The following is a 19,942-nucleotide window of genomic DNA, read 5'->3' on the forward strand; positions in this document are numbered from 1 at the left end:
CGACGAATTCGTCAGGCGCCGGTGGTGGACCCCGGCCGGACGATCATCAGTACGGTCACGGCGGCCCAGAGCAGATTGAAGACGCCGGTGAACATGGCGAGCCTGACCGTCGCCCGGGGGCCCACCGTGGCGGTGTCGTGCCAGATGCCCTCCACGATCGCGGTCTGCCGAGGGAGCACCAGCGCCGCGAGCACGACCGCCGCCACGGCCGTCAGGGCGATGGAGACGATCAGCCAGGTGTCACCGAGCACACCCATGGCGCCCGCGGTGGCGAAGCCGAACACCGGGACGACGACGCCGACCGTCGCGTACACCCGGCAGATGCGGTACAGCAGCCGGAGGGTGGAGAGGGCCTGGTCGTCCCGCGGCTCGGTGAGCGCCTTGCGGGCGGCGGGCGGGAACATGCTGGCGGCGACGGTGACGGGCCCGATCGCGACGATCGCGGCGAGGACGTGCACGGCGAGAAGGAACTTGGTCACGGGGTGACGCTATGGGGGTCCTGGATCTTGCAGAAGTGGCACTTCTGCCAGTACCCGACGGATTCCCGCCAGCCGCTGTCACCTGGCGCCCGTTCCTGCCGTACGGGGCGGTGGGCGGAGGTCCCGTGAGATCCGCGGCCCACCGCGGCAGAGGCGGGTTGCCCGTCGCCGCTGTTGGCCACAATCCGCCGTACGCCTACGATCTGGCCATGCACACCGTTGCCGTACTGGCGCTCGACCAGGTGGTCCCGTTCGACCTCTCCGCCCCGATCGACGCCTTCGGCCGGGCGCGCCTGCCGGACGGTCGGGCGGCGTACCGGATCCGGGTCTGTTCGGTCGAGGCGGGCCGGGAGGTCGACGCGGGCCCGTTCACGCTGCGCGCCCCGTACGGGCTGGAGGCGCTGGCCGAGGCGGACACGATCATCCTGCCCGGGACCGAGAACCCCACCGCTCCGCTGCCGCCCGGTGTGGCCGAGGCACTGCGCGCCGCGGCCGCGAACGGCACCCGGATCGCCTCGATCTGCGTCGGCGCCTTCGTCCTGGCCGCCACCGGCCTGCTGGACGGACTGCGCGCCACGACCCACTGGCTCGCGGCCGGGGACCTGGCGGCCCTGCACCCCGCGGTGACCGTCGACCCGAACGTCCTCTATGTCGACAACGGCCAGTTCCTCACCTCGGCGGGCGCGGCCGCGGCCCTCGACATGTGCCTGCACATGATCCGCCGGGACCACGGCTCGGCCGTCGCCGCGCACGCGGCCCGGCTGTCGGTGATGCCGCTCGAACGGGAGGGCGGCCAGGCCCAGTTCATCGTCCACACCCAGCCACCGGCACCGGCCGGCACGACGATGGAACCGCTGCTCGCCTGGCTGGAGGAGAACGCGGACCGGGACCTGACCCTGGAGGACATCGCCGACCGGGCCGGCACGAGCACCCGAACCCTCAACCGCCGCTTCCGCGAACAGACCGGCACGACACCCCTCCAGTGGCTGCACCGGGCGCGGGTCCGCCGCGCCCAGTACCTCCTGGAGACGACCACGTACCCGGTCGAACGCATCGCGACCCAGGCGGGCTTCGGCTCCCCGACGGCCTTCCGCGAACGCTTCAAACGGGTGGTGGGGACGAGCCCGTACGCGTACCGGCGGGCGTTCCGGGGGGCGGAGGAGCGGGTCTCCTGAACGTGAGCGTGAGCGGGGGCGCGCCGGTGTGCCGGTGTGCCGGGCTCCGCGCCCCTGCCGCCGCCTCAGGCGCGCCGGTCGGCCACGGCCCAGGAGGCGAGGGCGACGGCCCCGGCGACCCCGAACACCGCGGGCCAGGCGCCCACCTTCTTCGCCAGCGGGTGCGACCCGGCGAAGGCGGCGACGTACGCGACGGTCAGCGCGCCGGCGGCCTTCCCGCCGGCCTGCCGCCGCCACTGCTGCGCGGCCGTGGCCCCCGCGGCGGCCAGCACGACCCCGCCGAGCTGCCGCTTCCGCGTCCACCGGGCCACGCCGTACCCACCGACAAGCCCACCGGCGGCCACCACCGCGGCCGGTACCTTCGCCATGACTGCCTCCTGCGCCTACCAGTGCATGCATCTACCTGCGCATGCTGAACAAATCGAGGCTAACGCGGTCGGACGGCTGACCGACGGTCGCCCTCCAACCCTCCCGTCCTTCCTGGCCCCCTATCCCTTCCATGCCGTCTATGAAGGACTGCCAGGGGGTCGAGCGGAAGGCGACCACGGGTCCACCCCTCTCCTTGGAGTCCCGAACGAGGACACCGTCCACGCGGCGCGCGCATGCGACGCATTCACCGCCCGCGCCGTTGCTGTACGAGGACGTGAACCAAGCGGAGGCGTGGGCGGCCATGGACGGTGCGGCGTTCATCTCGTGTACCCCTTGAGAACGGTCTCGATCAGTTCGGCGGAACGCCGAGGGCTCAAAGCCGCGGCTCGCAGTCCATCGAAGGCCCTCGTGTACTCACGCACATGATGCTCGCCTTCGAGATACACGGCATCGGTGATGCCGTCCCGATAGACGAGGTCGGGGTCCTCCTGGTCGGGGAAGCCCAACAAGGTGAACGAACCGGTGGCCGGGTAGGTGCCCGAATCGAAGGGGAGGACCTGCAGGGTCACACTGGGCAACGCGATCGATTCCAGGGTTCGTTCGAGCTGTTCACGCATAAGAGCCCGATCCCCGATGACGTTACGCAACGCACCCTCGTTCACGATGAACCAGGCATCGGGACCGCCGGGCCGTGTGAGCATCGCCTGCCGTTCCATCCTCACCTGCACCGCGCGGTCGATGTCTCGCACGGACAGGTGCGCGCCGGTTCTGTGGAGTTCACCGGCGTACGCTGGGGTTTGCATCAGTCCCGGCAGCAGCTCGCATTGGTACTGGCGGAACGTGGAAGCGTCTTGCTCCAGACCGATGTAGATGGAGAACCACTCCGGAACTCCCGCGCCGTGTACCTGCCACCAACCTCGGGTCTTCGCCTGTCGGGCCAACGCCTTCAAGAACTCGCGCAGCTCATCACTGGTGGCATAGAAGCGGCACAGGGCATCGATGTCGGACGGCTGGACTCTGCCGCTGCCCGTCTCCATTCGATTGACCTTGGAGCCGCTCCAGTCCAGCGCCGCACCGACCTCCGCGCAGGTCAGTGCACTCTTCTCGCGGAGCTTCTTCAGCTCGATCGAGAGACGTCGACGACGTGCAGTCGGCGATCCAGCCATCCCAACCCCTCTTCTGGTAATGGGCGTTCAGTCTTTCGCCAAGGGGTGCGATTGCCAATCACTCGGAAGTGGGAATCCCGCCGTGCACATTGCACGAAGGGATTCGCGGCCGCCATTCTGGCAAGGGACGCCACTCAGTGTGAGTGAGCGTGACACTCCGTCGTTCCGGCGGGGTTGGTGCTGCCGTCGATGAGAGGGGTCTCGGTGATCCAGCAGGCGTGTATGTCACGGAAGCCTTGGGACTTGGCCTTTGCAGCAGACCCGCAAGAAGTCGCAGCGTTGCGCCGCATCATGCGAGTGCACCTTGAGCGCTGGGGCTTACAGGAAGCCACCGATATCGCCCAACTCTGCGTCAGTGAACTCGTCTCGAACGTGATCACGCACGTCGGTCCGGGTACTCCGACCACGCTCGCAGTCTCCATGAACGGCACGTATCTGCGGATGGAAGTCCACGACCCCGACGCCAGGGCCCTTCCGACGCTCTCGATGCACGCGACGACTCCGAGAGTGGTCGCGGTATGGCTCTCGTGGACGCGGTTGCGGATCGTTGGGGCGTCCAACTGCGCGCCGACCGCAAGATCACCTGGTGTGAGCTAGCGACCAGTCTGAACTCGCCCAGCGGCCACACCGGTGGCGCCGGCGTGGCAAGAGCGGGCGCCCTCCTCACCTTCTACGGCTCGACGAAGGCTGCTTGTGAGGCGAGCCCGAGCTCTTCGACTTCGCTCGCAACTAGCGCAGCGGACATGGCAGTCGACGCCATCACCGATCTCCTCAACTGGCTGCAAGCGCACGGCCGAGACGTGGATGAGGCCTTGGAACGCGCGCAGATGATCTTCGAGGCGACAGCGGACGCGGGGCAGGGCTCGCGCTGAGGTATCACCCGGCGGCGATCGCGGAGTACGTCCATACGTCTGCTGGAATCTCGTGAGTCAGCTTCCATGTGATCGCCATAGGCTTGCTCCCATTGTGGGTGTCGTACTCAGCAGGGCCGAGCAGCATCCACGGCTGGGCGCCGCCGATATCCGTGCTCTTATAGCGACGGACAAACAGCAGCACATGGCTGCCTTCCTTGGCATGGTGCTGGTAACGGAGGCCAGTGGGTGAGGTGTCCGAGGTCTGGTTCTGTGACTCCCAGTGGAAGCGGGTCTCGCTCAGTGCATAGTCGTGATAGCGCGTCTGGGGAGAGAAGTCCTTCTCATCTTTGTCCAAGGTGATTAGCAGGGCGTCCGTCTCGATGGAGCCGCACCACTTTACCCCTTCGCGAAAGTCGCCTGGCATGAAGCCGCCAATGAAGGACTGGCGGAGCGCTGGCAGGATTTCCTCTCGAGTGTACGAGGCGTGCACGGTCAGCGGCAGTCCGGCCATTCCGCCGATTCCCAAGAGAGGGATCGGAACATGCTCGGTGTGCTCCAAGTTGTATGCCAACACTTGACGCAGTTCGTCTCTTACAGCGTGCTGCTGGCGTAGCGTCGCAAACCCGGCATCGTAATTCGCGAAGCCCTTACGGATGTTTCCTCCCAGCGGCCACAGTTGGAAGAACAGCATCCGTGCGTACGCTTGGTCGCGCTCTTCAAGGGCGTCGTAGACAGGAGCGTCATCTTCCAGCAGTCGCGTGTACGCGGCCACGCGCCGAGGGTCGTCCACGTGCAGGAAGGCGGAAACTCGCTTGAGTAGTGCAGCTTCACCTTCAGGCGCCTGACCTTGCATGAGCCCGGATCGACGAAGCAAGCCTGTCCACGAGTTTCCGTTGCCGCGGTAGAGGTCTCGCAGATCGCGACCACTCTCATCGAGATAGTGGCTCAGTCGTGGCTCGGCGTACTCGGCGACCTCGCGGGCTAGAGCTGTGACATTGACGCCGATCTGGTCCTTGATGTTGGCGATGATGACCTTTTTCGCCTTCTCCTCCAGAAGGATCTGACAGCCGGAGGGAAGCTGCGGGAAGTCATGCTCGATGTTGTCCAGAAGCCTCTTGCGTGTGAGGTTGGTCAGCGCTCGGAATTGGTTCTCGAAGCGGAATTCTTTGCGGTGTTGGCCGATGAAGTCCAGTACGGTCAGTACGGCTTTGCCTTCAGTGCGACGGAGGCCCCGGCCAAGTTGCTGTAGAAACAAGGTTGCGCTGGAGGTGGGGCGCAGCAGGAGAAGCGTGTCCACGTCGGGGATGTCGAGGCCCTCGTTGAAGAGATCAACTGAGAAGATCACCTGCAATGAGCCTGATCTGAGATCAGCCAGTGCCTGAGCGCGTTGGTCGATGGGCGTTTCCCCTGACAGTGCAAGGGCGTTGAGTCCGGCCGTGCGAAAGCGCTCGGCCATAAAGTGCGCGTGCGCGACCGACACGCAGAAGCCTAGGGCCCGCATGACACCGGGTTCGGCAATTTTGTCCCTGACTGCCTTGATGACCAGTCGGGCTCGTGCATCATTTCCTGTGAGTACATTACTCAGAGCGTTGGCGTCGTATGCTCCACGCTTCCACTCCACCGCACTCAGGTCGGTGTTGTCGCTGATGCCGAAGTAGTGGAAGGGGCTGAGGAGATCGTTCTCCAAGGCCTCCCACAGCCTCACCTCCGCGGCGATCCGGCCATCGAAGAACTCATCTTGGACGTTTTTGCCGTCCATGCGCTCAGGGGTCGCTGTCAGCCCCAGCAGCTCCAACGGCTGAAAGTGATCGAGGATCTTCCGGTACGTCGGGGAGGTGCTGTGATGGAACTCGTCGATCACAATCACGTCGAAGTGGTCGGCAGCGAGTCGGCTCAGTGCACTAGCGTTGAGTGACTGCACGCTGGCGAAGATGTGTGTCCATCGCTCTGGGATTTCCCCACTGTGGAGGGACTCGCCGAAGTTGGGGTTCACCAGGACGTCTTGGTAGGTCCGCAGGGACTGCTGCAAGATCTCCTTGCGATGCGCGACGAACAGCAGGCGCAGGTCACGGCCATGCTTCTTGCATAGCTGCTTGTAGTCGAGAGCTGCCATGACGGTCTTGCCGGTGCCCGTCGCGGCCACCATCAGATTCCGGTGTCGGTCATGAACCCCACGCTCAACTTCAAGTCGCTCCAGCATGTCTCGCTGGTGTGGGTAAGGCCGTACCTCAAGGCCGGACAGCGTGATTCTTCGGTCCGCGGACGACGTCGAGGACGTACCTCCCGCGATCGCCAACGCCTCCTGCAAGCGGGATCCGTCGACATCAGGGTTGTATGTCTCGAAGGCGGGGTCGCTCCAGTACGCCTCGAAGGTTGCTTCGAATTTCCGCAACACGTCCGGAGTGGCGATGGAAGACAGCCGGACGTTCCACTCAAGACCATCGAGTAGGGCGGCCTTGGAGAGGTTGGAGCTACCGACGTACGCCGTGTCGTAGCCGCTAATCCGTTGAAACAACCAGGCCTTGGCGTGGAGTCGAGTGGAGCGGGTCTCGTAGTTGACCTTGACCTCGGCGTTGAACTCTCGTACCAGTCGATCCAGAGCACGCCGCTCAGTTGCTCCAATGTACGTCGTCGTGATGACGCGCATCGGCACGCCCCGATCGTGGGCGGCTTGCAAGGACTGCTCGATGATGCGGAGACCGTGCCACTTTACGAAGGCGCAGAGCAGATCGACGCGGTCAGCGGTGGCGAGCTCGGCGCGTAGTTCGAAGCCAAGGCTTGGATCTTCGGGAGAGTTGGTGATGAGCGCTGTGTCAGAGAGCGGGATGCCGGGGCGCACAGCGAAGACGCCGGGTGCCTCCTGCTTGGTCAGCGTGAGGAGTTGACGAGGTCCGTCCGCCACCAGATCCACCCACTGTTGTGCTCCCTCAAGTGTGCTGATGGAGTCCAATATGTGGTTGGCCGCGTACACCCGTTCCTCTGTAGGGAGGTTCTGTAGCACTCGGCGTACCGTCCGGGCGATATGCCCTGCCAGAACATGGGGTACAGACTCGGCCCCCACGGTGTCGCTCACAGGGTGCCACCCGAGGCTCGCGAACTCCTTCAACTTCTGTTCGAAGCGTACGGTGATGAGTTCCTCGTACACCCCCACGGCCGGCTGCATCAGATCCCCCGACTCGAGCACGCTGATCCCCTCGGTTGCTCAGATAGCTATGCCCATGTGTAACAGAGGGCACTGACAGCGGGCTGGCGATGGTCAACCGCTGAACGTGGATGGGTCCGCCGGTTCTCAGGCTGCGCCCCCAGTGATCAGACATCCGATGCGGGAGGACCGTCAAGCGGTGGTTGTGAGGGGTAGCGTCAGGCGGGGGCTGGGGAGAATGTGTCCACTGGCACTCCAAAGTCCTCGCCGTATTGCCTTAGAATTATTTCATGTCTCAAGCGAAGCTTGGAAAAATCCTACACTCGGTGGCCCAGCGGATGCATGCAGATTTCGAGCAGTCGAGGAACTTTAGTCATAACGGCGAACGGGGTACTTCCCGAGAAGCTCTCGTACGGGATTTTCTGGCCAGCTATCTGCCATCTCACGCGAAGACGGTACATAACGCCGAGAATGTCACGGCATCAGGCGAGACCTCTCCGCAATGCGACCGTGTTCCCCCGTCGTCTCTCCTGCAGGCGGGATGATAGTGCTGGACTTCTCCTTCTGGTCGCAGAGGAAAGGCAATGACATTGCGTTCCTTCTTGTCTTCGCCGTGCACTCGCCACGCGTAGGATTCCCGTGCGTCCAGAGTAAATTTACCGAGATACTCATGAGTTCTGGTGCCGCTACTAGAACTAGGTCGACCTGGGTAAAGAATCGCCCTGTCGGCGTGACGCAGGATGGCGCGGTTGCCTGTGCTGGCGACCCCGGAGAACGTCTGATCGCCAGACTCCCCAGCCCCTGTGTATTCGAAGATGGGGCCGAGTTCGTCTTCCTCTCTAGCCAACCGTCGTAGTAGCCGTTGACCTCTCCCACGGCAGGGTCCGAGAAGAGGTTGACGCTCCGTTCTGCGACGGCGGAGCATATGCTGCCCTGCCTGTTTCCTCGAAGGCACGTCTGATTTCTGCGCGCGTATGCAGGTTTCCGGGGACAGTCCTGCTCTCTTCTGTTGTCATGTCATGACTCTAACAACTACCGGTGTAGCCAACCGAGTTGCAAGTCGAAATGAGCAACAAACGAGAGTGAGGAAGTCTACGCACATCAGCACCGCGTGATCGGAGACGGCCTACGGGGCCCCAGCCGATAGGCCAGGGCCGGGACACGTGGGCATTTGGTTAGTTAGACGCCCCGTGACACTCCCCATACCCCCGCCCCGACCCGCACCAGCACACAACCCCCCGCTGCGGCGGCCACGCCATCGCTCGGCCTCGGGCTGCCAGGGTCGTCGCGTACTGGGGGAGGAGCGTCGTGTCGGACGGGGACGACGCCTCCGAGGCGGAGAAGGCCTCGTAGGACGGGACCGTGCCGGTGACGATGCCCAGGTTCGGGGTGCCGGAGGCGGACAGCTCGCGCAGGGACTCCTCTATCGTCGCGAGGTGCTCCTCGTGGGAGGGGTACTCCGTGGCGAGCGACGGGTACGCCGCGAGGAGCTCCGCCAGTTCGTCGGCGGGCCAGTGCAGGACAGCCACCGGGAACGGGCGGGAGAGGGCCTCGCGGTGGGCGCCCAGCTCGGCGCGCAGGCGGCTGATCTCCGCCTGGAGCTCCTCCGGGTTCTCCGAGCCGAGGGACCACACGCGCTTGGGGTCGTGGAGTTCGTCCAGGGAGACGGGGGACGAGTGCAGGGTGTCCGCGAGGGCGTCCCAGTCGTCGTGGGCGACGCCCAGCATGCGGCGGACGCGGTGGCGGCCGAAGAGGATGGGGCGGGTGGCGTACGGCGGGTCCGTCACGTCGGTCAGGAGCAGCGTCGCGCCCTCCGTGAACGTCTCCTGCGCCGCTTCCAGCTCGTCGTGCGACTCCAGCGCCTCCGCCACGATCACCCAGGGCGCGGGGTCGCGCGGGGACGCGGCGCGTACGCCGTCGATGATCGCGCGCGCTTCCGCCTCGTGGCCGTACTCCCACAGGTTCGACGCCTTCAGGGCACGGACCAGGTGAGGACGCTCCAGGGGCGTCGAGGACGACAGGAGGCGGTCGTAGAGTGCGCTGGCGCCGGGGCGGTCGCCGGCCAGTTCGAGGTGGGCCGCGGCCTGCAGGAGCAGGTGTTCGGCGTCCTCGGGGTAGAGGCCGGCGGTCCGCTCCAGGCGTGCGGCTTCGGCGGTGTGGTCGACGTTGTCGGCAGGCGTGTCGGGGCGCATGGGGGACACCGTACTGCCGTCGCCTTACGAAATGGAGAGATCCGCTGGCCACGGGGTGGGCGCGGGCGGCCGATACCCGCCCTGGAGACCGGCTCCGGGGACGGGCTCCGGAGACCGGCCCCGGAGATCGGCTCCGGTGTCAGGACGGCGTGCCCGGCTCGGACGGCCGCGCCCGTCGCCCCACCCCGCGCGACCGCGGGCGCCGGGGAGGTGCCGGGGCGCCCAAGGGGCGACGCGTTCGGGGCCGGTGAGGACCGAGCGGGCCCCTTCGGTGAGGACCGAGCGGGCCCCTTCGGTGAGGTACGCCCGCCGGCTCATGTGCCGTACGTGACGCCCGGGGTCGGTGCCGGGTGTCGCGGTGGCGAGGCCGGAGGCGTACGGGGCTGGTGACTTGCGGGGGCACGCCTTATGGTGCGGGCCCCGGGACCGGACCGGGGGACATGGGCCGGGCGGAGGAGGGACGCGCGTGCGGGTTCCCGTGGTGGGGCACGGCACCCTGCGCCGGCGTGCCCTGCGCAGACGCGTCCTGTGGAGCTGCGGCGAACTCCTCGTCACCGTCGGTGTCGTCCTGCTGCTCCTCGTCGTGCACCAGGTGTGGTGGACCAACCGGCAGGCCCGGCACGACGCGGCGCGCGAGGTGCGGGCGCTGGAAGGGGAATGGGGAGCACCGGGGGCGCCGGGGCCGGCCGGTCCCTCCGAGGGCACGGCGGCCGGAGGCGGGGACGGGAAACCCCCGTCCCCGGCACGGGAGCGGGGGTCCGGGGCCACCGGGTCCGTCGCCGCCGTGCCGCGCCGGTCCCAGGCGTACGCCGTCCTCTCCGTGCCCCGCCTCGGCCTGCGCGTCCCCGTCGCCGAGGGCGTCGGCAAGCGGGACGTCCTCGACAAGGGGTACGCCGGTCACTACAAGGGGACCCAGCAGCCGGGCCAGGCGGGGAACTTCGCGCTCGCCGGACACCGGAACACGCACGGAGAGCCGTTCCGGTACATCAACCGACTGCGGCCCGGCGACACCGTCCGCGTCGAGACGGCCGCCGCCGTCTTCACGTACGTGGTCGACAGGACACTGCCGCGGACCTCCGCGCGGGACGGAGGGGTCATCGGTCCGGTGCCGCGCAGTACCGTCCGGCCGGCGTACGGCTACACCGAGCCGGGGTACTACATCACCCTCACCACCTGCACCCCCGAGTACACCTCCACGTACCGCCTGGTGGTGTGGGGGAAGCTGCGGTCCATGAAGCCCCGTTGAGGCCCGGGGCCTCGCAGGCGGGGTCCCTGGTCCGGAACGGGCCGGGCCGGTCGGCGCGGCTGTCCCGGCGCCCCTCCTGCGCCGCTCAGGCGCCGGTCACGCACCGGAACGGGCCGCGGCGCCGGACGCGGTTCGTGCGGTGAACGAATGTCCCGCCCGCGGAACCATCGGGCCCCTCCCGGACGTCGAAAGGGTGCCGGACCCCGGACCCGACCGGGACATGGACGGGGTGACCGGACGGGAGCCGAGGATGCGGGCGGGAAGGGGGAGGGGCCGATGATCCGTCGCCGGACGACCGTGCGCCGCCTCGCCGTCGCGCCGACCCGCCCTCCCCTGCCGCTCGTTCCCGTCCTGCTCCTGTTCCTCTTCCTCGCCGAGGCCGTGCCGCTTGCCTCCGGCGGTCTCCCGGCCGCGGTCGTCGTCGCCCTCGCCGCCACCACGGCGGCCGGCTCCGCCCTCGCGGTCTGCGCCGTCCTCGCAGCGCGCTGCGCCCCCGTGGTCCCGCGCACCAGAATCCGTACGGCGCTGCGCGACCGCGAGCACCGGACGGCCTTCCTGCCGCAGCGCGATCCCGACGCGGCGGGCCGCAGGCGACCGCGGGCACCGGGGCGCGCCCTCCCGGCGACCACCGCGTAGGCCACGGCACTCACCTCCGTACACCCTGTACGTCCCCGTACCTCCCGTACGGCCGACGTGGCCCGCGCGGGTCGTCATGCCGAATCCGCCCCGCTTCCGGCACGACGAGACCCTCGGAGGGCTCACCCATGTCCACGCTCCTGTCCACACCCGTGTCCGCGCTCATGTCCGCCTGCGCGACGGCGGTCGAGCGGCTCACCGATCTGCTGCAGCCGCTGTTCCACGCCTCCGCGGCCGCCGCCGCGATCGTTCTGATCACCCTGCTCGTACGGCTGCTCGTGCACCCCCTGTCGCGGGCTTCGGCGCGGGGGCAGCGGGCACGGGCGGCGCTGCGCCCGCGGGTCGCCGAGCTGCGCGAGAAGCACGGCGGCGACCCGGAGAGGTACCAGAAGGAACTGCTGGAACTGCACGCGCGGGAGAAGGTGTCACCGCTGGCCGGCTGCCTTCCCGGACTGCTGCAGATTCCCGCCTTCGTGCTCCTGTACCACCTGTTCTCCGGCTCGGCGATCGGCGGCGGCCCCGACGGACTGCTGGACCACCGGCTGTTCGGCGCCCCCCTCGGTCACCGGTACGCGGACGCGCTCGGGGACGGCGGGGTGTTCGGGTCCCAAGGGCTGGTCTATCTCGGCCTGTTCGCGGTGACCGCAGCGGTCGCGGCCTTCAACCACCGGCGCGCCAGGCGGGCGACGGCGGCCGCCGGGGTGCCGGAGACCGGTGGGGAGGAGCAGGTCCCCGGCCTCGCCGCGGCCGGCGCGGTCATGCCGTTCCTGTCCTATCTGACGCTCCTCACCGTGGCGTTGGTGCCGCTGGCCGCCGCGCTGTACGTGGTGACCAGTACGACGTGGAGCGCGGTGGAACGGGCGGTGCTGTACCCCTGAGGGGCGCCCGCCGGACGGCGCCGTGGAGCGCCGTCCGGCGGGGGCGGGGTGGCGCCGTCCGGCCGGGGCGGCGGGGCGGGCGGCGGGGTCCAGTCCGTGAACTGGGTCTTGCGGAGTGGACGTCCAGCTTGGAGGATCGACCAGTCCTCCGATGGCTGCACCCATCGGCGGCTGCCCGCGATCGAGGGAGATTGTGATCATGAAGCTGCTGCGAGTCGGTACGGCGGGATCGGAGCGGCCCGCGCTGCTCGACGCCGGGGGAACCCTCCGGGACCTGTCGGGTGTCGTTTCGGACATCGACGGGGCGCTGCTCGCCGACGACGCGGCGCTCGGCCGCGTCCGTTCGGCCGCCGAGTCCGGGGAGCTGCCCGCGCTGAACGCGGCGGGGCTGCGGGTCGGGCCGCCGCTCGCCCGTATCGGCAAGGTCGTCTGCATCGGCCTGAACTACCACGACCACGCCCGGGAGACCGGGGCCGAGCCGCCCGCCGAGCCGGTGATCTTCTTCAAGGCGGCGGACACCGTGGTCGGGCCGCACGACACCGTGCTCGTGCCGCGCGGGTCGGTCAAGACCGACTGGGAGGTCGAGCTGGCGGTGGTGATCGGACGTACCGCCCGCTATCTGTCGTCCCACGAGGAGGCGCTCGCGCACGTCGCCGGGTACGCGGTCGCGCACGACGTCTCCGAGCGCGAGTTCCAGATCGAGCGCGGGGGCACCTGGGACAAGGGCAAGAACTGCGAGACGTTCAACCCGCTGGGACCCTGGCTGGTGACCGCGGACGAGGTCCCGGACCCGCAGGACCTGGCGCTGAGGCTGTGGGTCAACGGCGAGCTCAAGCAGGACGGCACGACGGCCGAGCAGATCTTCTCGGTCGCCGAAGTGGTGCGCTACGTCAGTCAGTTCATGACCCTGTACCCGGGTGACGTCATCAACACCGGCACGCCGGCGGGGGTGGCACTGGGGCAGCCGGAGCCGAAGCCGTATCTGCGGGCGGGGGATGTCGTCGAGCTGGAGATCGCGGGGTTGGGGCGGCAGCGGCAGGTCTTCGGCGCGGCGTAGGTTCCTCACGGGGCTGGGGGGCCGGGCTGCGCCCTGGCCCCTCGGGGGGTGTGGTGGTCCGGGTTCGGCTGTGGGTGCGGGTGGGTGGGGGCTGGTCGCGCAGTTCCCGGCGCCCCTGGCACGGCGGGGCTTCCAGGGGCCGGGGCGTAGCCCGGCCCCTGCGGGGCTCAGGGGGTCAGGAAGTGGGTCAGGGCTTCCACCACCATGGCGTGGTCGTCCAGTTGGGGCAGGCCCGAGACCACCACGGTGCCGATCACGCCCGCGCCCTCGACCGCGACCGGGAACGCGCCGCCGTGGGCCGCGTACGTGTCCGGGTCGAGGCGGGAGGACTCCTCGAAGGTCGTGCCCTTGGCGCGGAACCGGGTGCCGACCAGGAGCGAGGAGCAGCCGTAGCGCTCGACGACGCGCCGCTTGCGGTCGATCCAGGCGTCGTTGTCCGGTGTGGAGCCGGGCAGCGCCGCGTGGAAGAGCTGCTGGCCGCCCCGCCTGATGTCCACGGCGACGGGCGCGCCGCGCTCACGGGCGAGCTCGACGAGCAGCGTGCCCAGCGCCCACGCGTCGTCGTGGGTGAACCGGGGGAGCACCAACCGGCGCTCCTGCTCCTCCAGTTCGGCGATGTCCGGGGCGCTCACAGGGCCACCACCGTGTTCTCGCGGGCGGAGCGGCGGGCCGCCTCCAGCACGTCGAGCGCGGCCGCCGCCTCCAGCGCGGTGACGGGGTTCGGCCCGCCGTCGCGCAGGGCCGCGGCCACCGCGGCGTAGTACGCGGGGTAGGCGCCCGGGAGCGTGGGCTCGGGCCGGCCGCCCCCGGTGAGCGGGGACTCGCCGGCACCCACGCGGCCCCACAGGGACTCGGGCTCGACACCCCACTCGGCGCTCGTGCCGGGACGCCCGCCCTCACGCAGCGTCGCCTCCTGCGGGTCGAGGCCGTACTTGACGTAACCGGCTCGCGAGCCGAGGACGCGGAAGCGCGGGCCGAGCTGCGCGGTGGTCGCGGAGACGTACAGGTGGGAGCGGACGCCGCTGGTGTGCGTGATCGCGATGAAGGTGTCGTCGTCCGCAGCGGCCCCGGGGCGACGGACGTCCGCCTCGGCGTACACGGAGGCGGCGGGGCCGAAGAGGACGAGCGCCTGGTCGACGACGTGGCTGCCGAGGTCGTAGAGAAGACCTCCGATCTCTGCCGGGTCGCCGGACTCGCGCCAGCCGCCCTTGGGCTGCGGACGCCAGCGCTCGAAACGGGACTCGAAGCGCATGACGTCGCCGAGCTCGCCCTCGGCGAGCAGCTTGCGCACGGTCAGGAAGTCGTTGTCCCAGCGGCGGTTCTGGAAGACCGAGAGGAGCAGGCCGCGCTCGTCGGCGAGGGCCGCGAGCTCCCGGGCCTCGGCCGCCGTGCCGGCGAGCGGCTTGTCGACGACGACCGGGAGGCCGGCCTTCAGGGCGGCGGTCGCGAGCGGGACGTGGGTCTTGTTGGGAGAGGCGATGACGACCAGGTCCAGCTCGTCGGCGCGGGCCCAGAGGTCGTCCGGGGTGGCGGCGAAGCGCACCCGCGGGAACTCGGCGCGGGCCTGCTCCTGCCGCTCCGGGTTCGAGGTGACGATCGTGTCCAGGGCCAGGCCCTCGGTCGCGGCGATCAGCGGGGCGTGGAAGACGGAGCCCGCGAGCCCGTAGCCGATGAGGGCCACGCGGAGGGGGGCGCCTTGGGCGGAACCTGCTTCAGGACCTGTGTCAGTCGTGCTTCCTGTCATGGCTCCACTTTCGCAACGCTGTTGCCAAAGTGCAAGCGCGGGGGACAATGGCGTACGTGAACAGGAGCAGCGGGGAGTCGGGAGTGAGCCTGCCGGGGCGGCCGGAGGGGGCGGGGGCGAATCTCCTCGCCCTGCGCAGTCACAACGGGGCGCTCGTGCTCGATCTGCTGCGCACGGCCGGGACGACGGGCATCAGCCGTCTGGAACTCGCCGGGCGCACCGGCCTGACCCCCCAGGCCGTCAGCAAGATCACCGCCCGGCTGCGGGCCGACGGGCTGGCGGCGGAGGCGGGACATCTGGCCTCGACGGGCGGCAAGCGGCGTACGGTGCTGCGGCTGGTCCCCGAGGCGGGGCACGCGGTCGGGCTCCACCTCGACCGGGACGAGCTGACGGCGGTGCTCTGCGATCTCGCGGGCACGGTGGTCGCCGAGCGGAGGGCGCCGCTCGGTCTGGGCGCCGGGGCGGCGGCCGTCGTCGAGGGCGCGGCGCGGGAGGTCGAGGCGTTGATCGAGGGCGCGGAGGTGTCCGTCCTGGGGGTGGGGGTCGCGCTGCCCGGCCCGCTCGACCACGCACGGGGGGTGCTGCACCGGGTCACGGGGTTCCCGGAGTGGGACGGCTTCCCGCTGCGGGACGCCCTCGCCGGGCGGCTCGGAGTGCCGGTGGTGGTGGACAAGGACACCAATGCGGCGGCGCTGGGGCTGGCGGTGGGCGGATGCGCGCCGGGCCGGGGGCCGGGGGCCGGGCGCGACAGCGCGCACGGCGACGGGCGAGGTCCCGGCGTGGGCGGCGGCCATGACGGTCACGGCGGCGGACATCACGGGGGCGGCGGTCGTGCCGGGAGGCACGGTGACGACCACGACCACGACCGGGGCCGGGACGGTGGCGACGGGGGCTCGGGCGGCGGCAGGGACGGCGGGGGTGCCCGCACGGGTGAGGAGGCGTTCGCCTATCTGCACCTCGGCACCGGGCTCGGGGCCGGACTCGTGTTCGGCGGCGCGGTGCACCGGGGCGCCCGGACCGGGGCCGGGGAGTTCGGGCATCAGGTCATCCAGCTGGACGGGCCTCCGTGCGACTGCGGGAACCGTGGGTGCGTGGAGGCCCTGTGCCTCGCCGCGGTGGGACGCGGCGCGGTGGACGAGGCGGCCCGGGTGCTGGGCGCGGGGGCCGCGAACCTGGTCGGACTGCTGGACATCGACGTGGTGCTGCTCGGCGGCCGTACGGTCGCGGCCCATCAGGAGGCGTTCGTACGGGGCGTCGGCGCCGTGCTGGGGGAGCGGGCCCGGCGGGAGGGCACGGACACGGTCCCGGTGCGGGTCGCCCCCGGCGGAGCGCGCGGGGTGGCGGAGGGCGCGGCGCAACTGCTGCTGGCCCCGCTGTTCGGGCGGGGAGAGGACTGAGGGGTTCGAGGACCTTGGGGCGGTGAGGGGCTTGACGGCTTGAAGGGCTGGGCCGAGGCCGAGGCGGGGGCGGCACGGGTCGGCGGGACAGGAGGTCCGCGGGGGCGCTTCGCGGTCCGCTGTTCGAGGGGGCTGTGAGGGGCGCTTCGCGGTCCGCTGTTCGAGAGGTCCGCGGGGGGCGCTTCCCGGTACGCCGTTCGAGGGGATTCCCGGGGCCGTCCGGGGCCACGGGCCGGTGTGTCGGCGCGGTGGCGGCGGACCGGAGTGGGACGGTCTCCCGTGCCGTTGCCCGTCTCCGCCTGACGCTCCTGGTCCCTCCCGTCCTCGATCGGCTAAGGCCTCCCATGCGACCGCGCCCGTTCCTTCCGCCCGTGCCGGACCTCCTCCCGTTCGCTCTCGGCGCCGCGCCCGCCCTGGGTCTCGTCCTCGCCCTCGGGCCCGTCCCGGCCCACGCGCTCACCGCCCTCGCGGGACCCCGTCCCGCCTGCGCCGCCGCCGACCCCGGCGCCTTCCCCGTCACGACCCGGATCCACGGCGGGCCCGGCACCCTGAAGGCGGGCGGCGGCTTCGGGACCTGGTACATCGACCTGACCAACACCACGGCGCGGGCCTGCGGCGACCTCCACCCGGTCGTCGTGCTGGTGGACGGCAAGCGGGCGCTGCGGCCGAAGCAGGCGCGGATGGAGTTCTACGAGGGCGGCAAGCCGCACCCGGTGGTGTTCGAGAGGAGTGACCGGGCCGAGAACGTGGGGGCGTTCGACGACGGGTTCCCGGGGTTCACGGTCGGGCCCGGCCGGACGGTCACGGTGAAGGTGCGGCTGTCCGTGACCTCGGACGCGGTGCCGAACGACGTCGTCGTCAAGGCGGCGGCCGTCCAGCGGCACGGTGACGACGGGGACTGGGTCGGGGAGTCGAACGACTACCGGTTCCGGATCGAGGGCGCGGCCGCCGACATCCCCGGGACCGCGGAGAATCAGGGACGCACCGACGACGGCGGCACCGACAGCGGTGACGGCGCGACCGGTGGTGGGGACGGCGGTGGTGGGGACGGCGGGCGGGACGGCGGTACCGGCTCCGACCGCGGCGGCGAGAGCGCCGGGACCGGTGAGGCCCGTACCGATGCCGGAACCGGTGCCGACGGGGGCGGTTCCGGCGCCGGTACCGGCGGGGTGGACGGCGGTGGTGGGGGCGACGGGGGTACGGGCGGAGGCACGGACGGCTACGTGGGGACGGACAGCGACGGGGGGACGGACGGCGTCTCGGCCGCGGACGAGCTCGCCGACACCGGCCCAGGCGGCCCGCGCGGGTTCGGCGTGGCAGGCGTGATCGGTCTGTTCGCGACCGGTCTCGCCCTGTTCGTGGTGGCCCGCCGCTCCCGGTCCGGACGCCACTGACGGCCCCCGCCCGCGCGGCCGGTTCGGACGCGGCCGACCCGGGACGCCGCCGACCGCGTCCGCCGGCCCGTCGGACCGCTTCGGCCGCGGACGAGCTCGCCGACACCGGTCCCGCCGACCCTCTCCGGACGCGGCCGGACCCTCCCGCGGGCGCGCCCGCGCGTCGCGTCTGCGACCATCCCACCCGTGGACTACCCGAACGACCAGGCCCCCGGCGCCCCCGTCCGCTCCGGCATCCCGGAGCACGGCCGCATCCCCAAGTACTACGCGGTGAAGGCGCACATCGCCCTGCTGATCGAGGAGCTGGGCGAGGGCGGACTCCTGCCGACCGAGCGGGATCTCGCCGAGCAGTACGAGGTCGCCCGCGAGACCGTGCGCCAGGCACTGCGCGAGCTGCTGCTCGAAGGGAAGCTGCGGAGGCAGGGACGCGGGACGGTCGTCGCGGGGCCGAAACTCGAACAGCCGCTCTCCCTCGCGAGCTACACCGAGGGTGTCCGGCGGCAGGGGCGCACCCCCGGCCGTACGCTGATCAGCCTCGACCGTTTCCCCTGCTCCGAGACGCTGGCCGCCGAGGCCGGGCTCACCCGCGGCGAGCCCGTCTGGCACATGGAGCGGGTGCTGCTCGCGGACGACGAGCGGGTCGGGCTGGAGAGCACCTACGTCGCCGTGGCGCGCGTACCCGACCTCGACCGCGACTTCACGCCGGACTCGTCCTTCTACGCGTACCTCCGCGAGCGGCTCGGGATCGCGTTCGGCGACGCGGACGAGCGGATCGAGACGGTGCTGGCCACCCCGCGCGAGGCACTGCTCATCGGTACGCCCCCCGCGCTGCCGATGCTGCTGATCCACCGTGTCTCGCGGGACACGCGGAGGCGGCCGCTGGAGCGGGTGCGGACGCTGTACCGGGGGGACCGCTTCTCCTTCACGGCCCATCTGGGGGGATGATCCGGGCCGTGTCAGGGCGGGCTCCGGCCCGCTCTTTTTATAACGAGATGATAACGGGTCTAGCCCAAAGGTGATGGGCAGTTCACCATCTGGTTGCAGTCCGGACCCTTCCGATTACCCCGTGCCGAGGAGCGTTGCCGCCGTGAGAGTGATAGTTGTCGGAGCCGGAGTGGTGGGCACCCTGCATGCCTGGCACGCAGTGGAGCGCGGCCACGAGGTCGTACAGATCGAGCGCGAGGCGGAAGCCCGCGGGGCCTCGCTGCGCAATTTCGGGCAGATCTGGGTGAGCGGTCGCGCCGGAGGAGAGGAACTCGACACCGCGCTGCGGGCGCGAGAACTGTGGGAGTCGATCGGGGCGCGCGTGCCCGGCCTCGGCTTCCGGGCCAACGGATCGCTGACCCCCCTGCGAGGGGAGCGCGAACTCGCCGTCGCCGAGACCGCCCTGGCCCGTACGGACGCGGCCGCCCGCGGCTACAAGCTGTTCACGCCCGACGAGGCGCGCGCGGTGAACCCGGCCCTGCGCGGGGCGTTCGACGCCGCCCTGTACTGCGAGCGCGACGCCGCCGTCGAGCCGCGCACCGCCCAGCTCGCCCTGCGCGAGGCGCTGTCGCGCTCCCCGGCCTACACCTTCCTGCCGGGACGCGAGGTACGCGACGTGGTCGGCGAGCACGCCGTGCGCGACGACCACGGGGACGTGCACACCGGCGACGTCGTCGTGCTGTGCACCGGCGCCTGGCTCGGCGGCCTGGTGCGCGAGCTGGCGGGACCCGAACTGCCCGTACGGCGCGTCCGGTTGCAGATGATGCAGACCGACCCCCTCGGCGAGCCGCTCACGACCTCCGTCGCCGACGCCGACAGCTTCCGGTACTACCCCGCCTACCGCGGCCCCGCCCTCGACGAGCTCAACTCGCTCCAGCCGCAGGCCCCGACCGCCGCCGAGCACCGGATGCAGCTGCTCATGGTGCAGCGCGCGGACGGCGGCCTGACCATCGGCGACACCCACGAGTACGAGCACCCCTTCGCCTTCGACACCCTCGAAGACCCCTACGACCACCTCACCGAGGTCGTCGAGTCCTTCCTCGGACGCCCGCTGCCGAAGATCCGGCGCCGCTGGGCCGGGGTGTACGCGCAGTGCACCGACACCGGCCGGGTCGTGCACCGGCAGCGCGTACGGGACGGGGTGTGGCTGGTCACCGGGCCCGGCGGGCGCGGAATGACCTGTTCACCGGCGATCGCCGAGACCACCGCCGACCACCTGGGATGGTGAG

General features: G+C 70.4%; 18 protein-coding genes and 1 pseudogene. 11 read left to right on the forward strand and 8 right to left on the reverse strand.

Going from position 1 to position 19,942, the window contains the following annotated elements:
• Positions 1-11: 11 nt before the first annotated feature.
• The gene (locus OG776_RS25955) at positions 12-479 is read right to left on the reverse strand and encodes a hypothetical protein (protein WP_148008591.1); all 468 of its coding nucleotides are present in this window, start codon (positions 477-479) and stop codon (positions 12-14) included.
• A gap of 209 nt (positions 480-688) precedes the next feature.
• Between OG776_RS25955 and OG776_RS25960 the strand changes: the two genes are divergently transcribed.
• A complete protein-coding gene (locus OG776_RS25960) occupies positions 689-1,654 on the forward strand; it encodes a GlxA family transcriptional regulator (RefSeq protein WP_329322603.1) in 966 nt (321 codons plus the stop codon).
• A gap of 65 nt (positions 1,655-1,719) precedes the next feature.
• Here the strand turns inward: OG776_RS25960 and OG776_RS25965 are convergent, their stop codons facing one another.
• The 3 genes from OG776_RS25965 to OG776_RS25975 are packed head-to-tail and all read right to left on the reverse strand — an operon-like array spanning position 1,720 to position 3,189.
• Positions 1,720-2,022: a hypothetical protein gene (locus OG776_RS25965; protein ID WP_148008589.1), complete on the reverse strand. Its 303-nt coding sequence runs from the start codon at positions 2,020-2,022 to the stop codon at positions 1,720-1,722.
• Positions 2,023-2,053: 31 nt separating this feature from the next.
• Entirely contained in the window at positions 2,054-2,344 is a 291-nt protein-coding gene (locus OG776_RS25970) for a DUF397 domain-containing protein (protein WP_148008588.1), read from the reverse strand.
• A complete protein-coding gene (locus tag OG776_RS25975) occupies positions 2,341-3,189 on the reverse strand; it encodes a helix-turn-helix domain-containing protein (protein WP_148008587.1) in 849 nt (282 codons plus the stop codon). The genes OG776_RS25970 and OG776_RS25975 overlap by 4 nt, the downstream gene beginning before the upstream one ends.
• 222 nt (positions 3,190-3,411) lie before the next feature.
• Between OG776_RS25975 and OG776_RS25980 the strand changes: the two are divergent.
• Positions 3,412-4,061, forward strand: a pseudogene (locus OG776_RS25980) (ATP-binding protein).
• A 4-nt stretch (positions 4,062-4,065) separates the two neighbouring features.
• On the opposite strand, the gene OG776_RS25985 reads toward OG776_RS25980, so the two are convergent.
• Positions 4,066-7,206 carry a DUF3427 domain-containing protein gene (locus OG776_RS25985; protein ID WP_329326642.1) on the reverse strand — a complete coding sequence of 1,047 codons (3,141 nt, stop codon included), beginning with the start codon at positions 7,204-7,206 and terminating at the stop codon, positions 4,066-4,068.
• 317 nt (positions 7,207-7,523) lie between these two features.
• Here OG776_RS25985 and OG776_RS42450 point away from each other — a divergent pair, with 317 nt between their 5' ends.
• A complete protein-coding gene (locus OG776_RS42450; RefSeq protein WP_443077377.1) occupies positions 7,524-7,730 on the forward strand; it encodes a DUF6602 domain-containing protein in 207 nt (68 codons plus the stop codon).
• Between the two features lie 630 nt (positions 7,731-8,360).
• Here OG776_RS42450 and OG776_RS25990 read toward each other — a convergent pair.
• Positions 8,361-9,377 (reverse strand): SEC-C domain-containing protein, encoded by a 1,017-nt coding sequence (locus OG776_RS25990; RefSeq protein ID WP_329322604.1) that lies wholly within the window; start codon positions 9,375-9,377, stop codon positions 8,361-8,363.
• 466 nt (positions 9,378-9,843) lie between these two features.
• On the opposite strand from OG776_RS25990, the gene OG776_RS25995 reads away from it, so the two are divergent.
• The 4 genes from OG776_RS25995 (at position 9,844) to OG776_RS26010 (ending at position 13,194) form a co-directional block, all read left to right on the forward strand.
• Positions 9,844-10,623, forward strand: coding sequence for a class E sortase (locus tag OG776_RS25995; protein ID WP_329322605.1), 780 nt, complete (start codon positions 9,844-9,846; stop codon positions 10,621-10,623).
• A 276-nt stretch (positions 10,624-10,899) separates the two neighbouring features.
• Complete coding sequence (locus OG776_RS26000) at positions 10,900-11,259, forward strand: DUF6412 domain-containing protein (RefSeq protein WP_329322606.1); 360 nt, start codon at positions 10,900-10,902, stop codon at positions 11,257-11,259.
• A gap of 164 nt (positions 11,260-11,423) precedes the next feature.
• Positions 11,424-12,137: a YidC/Oxa1 family membrane protein insertase gene (locus OG776_RS26005; RefSeq protein ID WP_329323766.1), complete on the forward strand. Its 714-nt coding sequence runs from the start codon at positions 11,424-11,426 to the stop codon at positions 12,135-12,137.
• A 199-nt stretch (positions 12,138-12,336) separates the two neighbouring features.
• Positions 12,337-13,194 carry a fumarylacetoacetate hydrolase family protein gene (locus tag OG776_RS26010; protein ID WP_148008586.1) on the forward strand — a complete coding sequence of 286 codons (858 nt, stop codon included), beginning with the start codon at positions 12,337-12,339 and terminating at the stop codon, positions 13,192-13,194.
• 167 nt (positions 13,195-13,361) lie between these two features.
• Here OG776_RS26010 and OG776_RS26015 read toward each other — a convergent pair whose 3' ends face one another.
• Both OG776_RS26015 and OG776_RS26020 read right to left on the reverse strand, forming a co-directional pair.
• Positions 13,362-13,826, reverse strand: coding sequence for a heme-degrading domain-containing protein (locus OG776_RS26015; RefSeq protein WP_148008585.1), 465 nt, complete (start codon positions 13,824-13,826; stop codon positions 13,362-13,364).
• Positions 13,823-14,938, reverse strand: a complete 1,116-nt coding sequence (locus OG776_RS26020) for a Gfo/Idh/MocA family oxidoreductase (protein ID WP_148008584.1) — start codon at positions 14,936-14,938, stop codon at positions 13,823-13,825. The genes OG776_RS26015 and OG776_RS26020 overlap by 4 nt, the downstream gene beginning before the upstream one ends.
• 47 nt (positions 14,939-14,985) lie before the next feature.
• On the opposite strand from OG776_RS26020, the gene OG776_RS26025 reads away from it, so the two are divergent.
• The 4 genes from OG776_RS26025 to OG776_RS26040 all read left to right on the forward strand — a co-directional run bounded on the left by OG776_RS26025 (position 14,986) and on the right by OG776_RS26040 (position 19,941).
• Positions 14,986-16,335 carry an ROK family transcriptional regulator gene (locus OG776_RS26025; RefSeq protein WP_329322607.1) on the forward strand — a complete coding sequence of 450 codons (1,350 nt, stop codon included), beginning with the start codon at positions 14,986-14,988 and terminating at the stop codon, positions 16,333-16,335.
• A 371-nt stretch (positions 16,336-16,706) separates the two neighbouring features.
• A complete protein-coding gene (locus OG776_RS42455) occupies positions 16,707-17,729 on the forward strand; it encodes a hypothetical protein (RefSeq protein WP_443077286.1) in 1,023 nt (340 codons plus the stop codon).
• Between the two features lie 186 nt (positions 17,730-17,915).
• Positions 17,916-18,674: a GntR family transcriptional regulator gene (locus tag OG776_RS26035; RefSeq protein ID WP_148008583.1), complete on the forward strand. Its 759-nt coding sequence runs from the start codon at positions 17,916-17,918 to the stop codon at positions 18,672-18,674.
• Between the two features lie 142 nt (positions 18,675-18,816).
• Positions 18,817-19,941: a TIGR03364 family FAD-dependent oxidoreductase gene (locus OG776_RS26040; RefSeq protein ID WP_148008582.1), complete on the forward strand. Its 1,125-nt coding sequence runs from the start codon at positions 18,817-18,819 to the stop codon at positions 19,939-19,941.
• The last annotated feature ends 1 nt before the right edge of the window (position 19,942 follow it).

Origin of the sequence: Streptomyces sp. NBC_01689, assembly GCF_036250675.1 — a bacterium.
GTDB lineage: Bacteria > Actinomycetota > Actinomycetes > Streptomycetales > Streptomycetaceae > Streptomyces.